The 4,814-nt window shown below is 65.0% G+C and carries 5 protein-coding genes and 1 pseudogene; 3 read left to right on the forward strand and 3 right to left on the reverse strand.

The features are described 5' to 3' along the window. Together EOA33_RS24515 and EOA33_RS24520 are read right to left on the reverse strand one after the other, a co-directional pair. Positions 1–230: pseudogene (locus EOA33_RS24515) on the reverse strand (hypothetical protein); the annotation flags it as partial. Between the two features lie 104 nt (positions 231–334). Continuing rightward, positions 335–1,216: a LysR family transcriptional regulator gene (locus tag EOA33_RS24520; RefSeq protein ID WP_127406810.1), complete on the reverse strand. Its 882-nt coding sequence runs from the start codon at positions 1,214–1,216 to the stop codon at positions 335–337. 222 nt (positions 1,217–1,438) lie between these two features. On the opposite strand from EOA33_RS24520, the gene EOA33_RS24525 reads away from it, so the two are divergent. The 3 genes from EOA33_RS24525 to EOA33_RS24535 all read left to right on the forward strand — a co-directional run bounded on the left by EOA33_RS24525 (position 1,439) and on the right by EOA33_RS24535 (position 4,109). Further along, complete coding sequence (locus EOA33_RS24525; protein WP_127406811.1) at positions 1,439–2,935, forward strand: CoA-acylating methylmalonate-semialdehyde dehydrogenase; 1,497 nt, start codon at positions 1,439–1,441, stop codon at positions 2,933–2,935. 308 nt (positions 2,936–3,243) lie between these two features. Next, positions 3,244–3,549 (forward strand): hypothetical protein, encoded by a 306-nt coding sequence (locus tag EOA33_RS24530; protein ID WP_126057813.1) that lies wholly within the window; start codon positions 3,244–3,246, stop codon positions 3,547–3,549. Positions 3,550–3,788: 239 nt separating this feature from the next. Continuing rightward, positions 3,789–4,109: a hypothetical protein gene (locus tag EOA33_RS24535; protein WP_126057814.1), complete on the forward strand. Its 321-nt coding sequence runs from the start codon at positions 3,789–3,791 to the stop codon at positions 4,107–4,109. Between the two features lie 12 nt (positions 4,110–4,121). Here the strand turns inward: EOA33_RS24535 and EOA33_RS24540 are convergent, their stop codons facing one another. Continuing rightward, on the reverse strand, positions 4,122–4,781 hold the full coding sequence (locus tag EOA33_RS24540) for a GntR family transcriptional regulator (RefSeq protein WP_126057815.1): 660 nt from the start codon (positions 4,779–4,781) through the stop codon (positions 4,122–4,124). Positions 4,782–4,814: the final 33 nt, after the last annotated feature.

Below are 4,814 nucleotides of genomic sequence, written 5' to 3' on the forward strand. Positions count from 1 at the left end.
ATGTAGCAGGCGTCGTGGACCTGGCACGCGGCGTCGAGACGGTCGACCGGCCGCAGCGACAGGTCGCCGGAGCGGGTGCCCGGCCCGCAATAGTTGCCGATGACGAAGGGCGAAGGGCGCGCCATCGCAGTGCGGATCGGCTTTGGCAGCTCCGCCTCCGGCACTTTCGTCCACGGGTTGGCGCAAGCCGAGAGGAAGGCCAGCGGCAGGATGGCAAGAACGGCTCGCATTTTCTCCGCGCCAGCTTTCCGAAAAGTCCCCGCCCGGGCTTTAAAGCCGCTCAATAGGCGGATGCCACACTCGCCGATTTTGTGGCAAGCGCAAGGCGGGCGAGTCAGACGAACAGAGCGCGCTCCCTTTCCACCGCCCGGGTGATGAAGTTGGCGACGATCTGCACCCGGCGCAGCGGCCTCACCGATTCGTGATAGACCAGCCAGTAGGCGCGGCGGATCGGCGCGACGATGTCGACGGGAACCAGTTCCGGCATCGAGCGGGCGACGAACGTGTGCAGGATGCCGATGCCGGCGCCGGAGCGCACCGCCTCGGCCTGGCCGAGTGCCGAGGAGATGGCAAAGCTGGTGCGCCAGTCGGCGATGAACTCGGCGGCATAGTCGAGCGAGGGGCTGACGATGAGGTCCGGCACGTAGCCAATCAGCGTGTGCCGGCCGAGCTCGGCCGGCGTCGTCGGCAAGCTATGGGCCTCGGCATAGGCGCGCGAGGCGAACAGGCCGAGCGTGTAGTCGACCAGCTTGCCCGCCACCAGCCGGCCCTCGGTCGGGCGTTCGACGGTGATGGCGATGTCGGCCTCGCGCCTGGACAGCGAGAAGGAGCGCGGCACCGGCACCAGCTGGATGGTGAGCTCGCGGTGAAGGGCGGTCAGTTCTCCCAGCCGTTTCGCCAGGAAGGCAACGCCAAAACCGTCGGGCGCGCCGATGCGCACCGTGCCCGAGATATCGTCGCCTTCGCCGGCAACGGTCGAGCGCGCGGCGATCATGTCGCTCTCCATGCGCTCGGCTATGTCGAGGAAGCGTTCGCCGGCCGGTGTCAGCTCGCTGCCCGTGGTCAGGCGGCGGAAAAGCTTCGTCCGCAGCGCCTCCTCGAGCGCCGCGATCCGGCGCGAGACGGTGGCGTGGTTGAGCTCCAGGCGTTTCGCCGCGCCGAGGATCTGGCCGGCGCGCGCCACGGCGAGAAAGATGCGGACGTCATCCCAGTTCATACCGGATGGTCCGGATTAGTCGCGAGCGCTGCCTTTGCCGCCTGTCCCCTTTGTCCAGCCTGCAATCTTCGATCCCTTTCAGCAACTCGCCATTTGCGACAATTAATGCACAGCTGCCCATCGTTGTCTATTTTTTGCACAACGGTTGCGTTTTCGCTCGCGTTGCCTTCGCTCCGGCAAAGGCGGACAATGCGCCATCATCAAAACACAGGGAGAGAAACCATGATCGATTACGGTCATTTCATCGGCGGCAAGCGTGTCGCCGGGACCAGCGGCCGCAAGCAGGACGTGATGCAGCCGATGGACGGTTCCGTGCGCGGCACGGTGGCGCTGGCTTCGCAGGCGGAACTGCGCGCGGCTGTCGAGAACGCCAAGGCGGCGCAGCCCCAGTGGGCGGCCACCAACCCGCAGCGGCGCGTGCGCGTGCTGATGAAGTTCCTCGAACTGGTGCAGCGCGACTATGACGAACTGGCCGACATCCTGGCGCGCGAGCATGGCAAGACGATCGCCGACGCCAAGGGCGACATCCAGCGCGGCCTGGAAGTGGTCGAGGTCTGCATCGGAGCGCCGCACATGATGAAGGGCGAGTTCACCGACGGCGCCGGCCCCGGCATCGACGTCTACTCGATGCGCCAGCCGCTCGGCGTCGTCGCCGGCATCACGCCGTTCAATTTCCCGGCGATGATCCCGCTGTGGAAGATTGCGCCGGCGATCGCATGCGGTAACGCCTTCATCCTGAAGCCTTCCGAGCGTGATCCGGGCGTGCCGATCCGCATTGCCGAACTGTTCATCGAGGCCGGCCTGCCGGCCGGCATCCTCAATGTCGTCAACGGCGACAAGGAAGTCGTCGACGCCATCCTCGACGATCCCGACATCAAGGCCGTCGGCTTCGTCGGCTCGACGCCGATCGCCCACTACATCTATTCGCGTGGCACCGCGGCCGGCAAGCGCGTGCAGTGCTTCGGCGGTGCCAAGAACCACATGATCATCATGCCCGACGCCGACCTCGACCAGACGGTCGACGCGCTGATCGGCGCCGGCTACGGCTCGGCCGGCGAGCGCTGCATGGCGATCTCGGTGGCGGTTCCGGTCGGCAACGACACCGCCAACCGGCTAATGGAAAAGCTCATACCGCGCGTCGAAAGCCTGAAGGTCGGCCCGTCGACAGATTCGTCCGCCGATTTCGGCCCGCTGGTGACGGCGCAGGCGCTGGAGCGCGTCAAGGGCTATGTCGATCTCGGCGTCAAGGAAGGTGCCAAGCTCGTCGTCGACGGTCGCGGCTTTACGATGCAGGGCTACGAGAACGGCTACTATATGGGCGGCTGCCTGTTCGACAATGTGACGGCCGACATGCGCATCTACAAGGAAGAGATCTTCGGGCCGGTGCTCTCGGTGGTGCGCGCGCCGACCTATGAGAACGCCATCAAGCTCGCCAACGATCACGAGATGGGCAATGGCGTCGCCATCTTCACCCGCGACGGCGATGCCGCGCGTGACTTCGCCTCGCGTGTCCAGGTCGGCATGGTCGGTGTTAACGTGCCGATCCCGGTGCCGATCGCCTACTACACCTTCGGTGGCTGGAAGGCGTCGTCCTTCGGCGATCTCAACCAGCACGGCCCGGATGCGTTCCGCTTCTACACCAAGACCAAAACGGTCACCTCGCGCTGGCCGTCCGGCATCAAGGACGGCGCCGAGTTCGTCATCCCGACGATGAACTGACCGGACGTCTCCTGGTTTGCGCGTCCTCGCCGCGATGCGGCTGCGGGCGCGCGGCAGGCATCAAGGACGGCGCCGAGTTCGTCGTCCCGACGATGAACTGATCCAAGAATCGGGAGATGATCAGAGGAAGGCCCGGGTCGTATCCGGGCCTTTTTCGGATTTTTGCCGATACGCTTGTTCGCGAATCTACAAAGTGGATGGAACCAAGCGGGTGCCCTCCGTCTTAGCCTATATCCCTGCCAAGGTGCAGGCCAATCAAACAGCGCCGGTTGCAGCCGGGGTTCTCGTCTGGCGCGAGGAGGTGTCAGATGGCACGATATCTCGTGGCAACGACGGTCGTTGCCGCCGCCGCGATGTTCGCGGCAGCCGGCCAGTCAAACGCGGCCGGGCAATGCGCGGCGCGGACCGACATCATCAAGGCGCTGGGCGAGAAGTTCCATGAAAGCGAGACCGCGCGCGGCCTGGTCAACCGCAGCGTCATCCTCGAGGTTTTCGTTTCCGAACAGGGCACCTGGACCATCCTGGCAACCGACACGCACGGGCTGAGTTGCGTTATTTCGGCCGGGGAAGGCTGGGACCATACAACGCAAGTGGCCGCGCTGCCGGGTACCTGAGCACGCTTCTGCTTTGCTAGCATTAGAATCGGCAAGCGCCTGACGAGGCACCCGCTTGCGCTTTGCCGTTGCCGTCACCATATATGGAACATAATGGGAACATCCAGAAGTTCCCATTAGTGGCAGACCGGAACGCAGAAAGGAACGACGCGATGATGACGTCGGAACCGGCCTGGGTGGCTCCGGCAAAATGAGGCTGTCTCCTTTTGCCGGGACGCGATGGCAAAAGGAGGTGCCCCATGGCACGCAAGTCCTTTTTGGGTTGGGTGAGAAACCTGGTCCTCGCCGGCGCGCTGGCGATGGGTACGAACAGCTCGGGCGCTCAATACCAGCACTGTGTCAAGCATAGCGCTCTGGTTGCCCATCTAAGCGAGAATTTCCAGGAACGGCAGTTTGCCTTCGGGTTGATCGGCCAGGTCGCGATCATGGAAGTGTTCGTCGGCCAGAGCGGAACCTGGACCATCATCGTCACCGACGTCGACGGCACGAGCTGCATCATCGCGGCCGGCAACAGTTGGGAAAGCGTGGCTGCGCCGACCGGCCATGACGCGCGATACTGAGATCGGGAGCGCTCAGCGCGTGGCGGCGACCTCCGCATGGCCGCGCAGCAACGCCATCAGGCGCTTGGCATCCTTGGCGGCGGCTTCCTCGTCGCCGGCGAGGATCGAGCGGATCAGCGCGACGTGGTGCTCGGCCGATTCGGCAAGGCCGGTATCCGACTTGTAGCGGAACCAGAAACGTCGGCTGTGCGTCTGCAGGGGCGCCGCCACCCGCGCGGCGAAGGGGTTGTCGGCGGCCAGCGCGAGTGCCTCGTCGAGCGCCTTGTCGGCCTGGATGAAGGCCAGCACATTGCCCGAGATGACCGCCTTCTGCATGGCAAGCGCGGCGTCATGAAACAGGTCCGCCGCCTCGCGGGTGACGAAGCGGGCGGCCGAACGCGCCAGCACCACCTCGACGCCACGCCTGGCATCGATCACGCGCAGCCAGTCTCCGGGATGAAGCGGCGCGATCGCGATGCCGGCGCGGGGCCTGACGTCGAGCAGACCCTCCCAGGCCAGACGCTGGATCGCCTCGCGCACCGGCGTGCGGCCGAGCCCGAGACGCTCGATCAGCGCGCCCTCGGTGACGAAGCTCGCCGGCGCCAGCTCGAGCGTGACGATCATATGCTCGAGCGCGCGATAGGCCTTCGCAGCCGCGGGCTCGAAATGAGATATATCTTCCAACAGAGCCATCGCGTCTCCTGATATATTTTCCATATATCATAA

It is taken from the genome of Mesorhizobium sp. M4A.F.Ca.ET.050.02.1.1, from assembly GCF_003997725.1.
Taxonomy (GTDB): domain Bacteria; phylum Pseudomonadota; class Alphaproteobacteria; order Rhizobiales; family Rhizobiaceae; genus Mesorhizobium.

Bases quoted from the DNA above. Each gene is read 5' to 3' on its own strand.
- EOA33_RS24520 (WP_127406810.1), bottom strand. From the start codon at position 1,216: ATGAACTGGGATGACGTCCGCATCTTTCTCGCCGTGGCGCGCGCCGGC.
- EOA33_RS24525 (WP_127406811.1), top strand. From the start codon at position 1,439: ATGATCGATTACGGTCATTTCATCGGCGGCAAGCGTGTCGCCGGGACC.
- EOA33_RS24530 (WP_126057813.1), top strand. From the start codon at position 3,244: ATGGCACGATATCTCGTGGCAACGACGGTCGTTGCCGCCGCCGCGATG.
- EOA33_RS24535 (WP_126057814.1), top strand. From the start codon at position 3,789: ATGGCACGCAAGTCCTTTTTGGGTTGGGTGAGAAACCTGGTCCTCGCC.
- EOA33_RS24540 (WP_126057815.1), bottom strand. From the start codon at position 4,781: ATGGCTCTGTTGGAAGATATATCTCATTTCGAGCCCGCGGCTGCGAAG.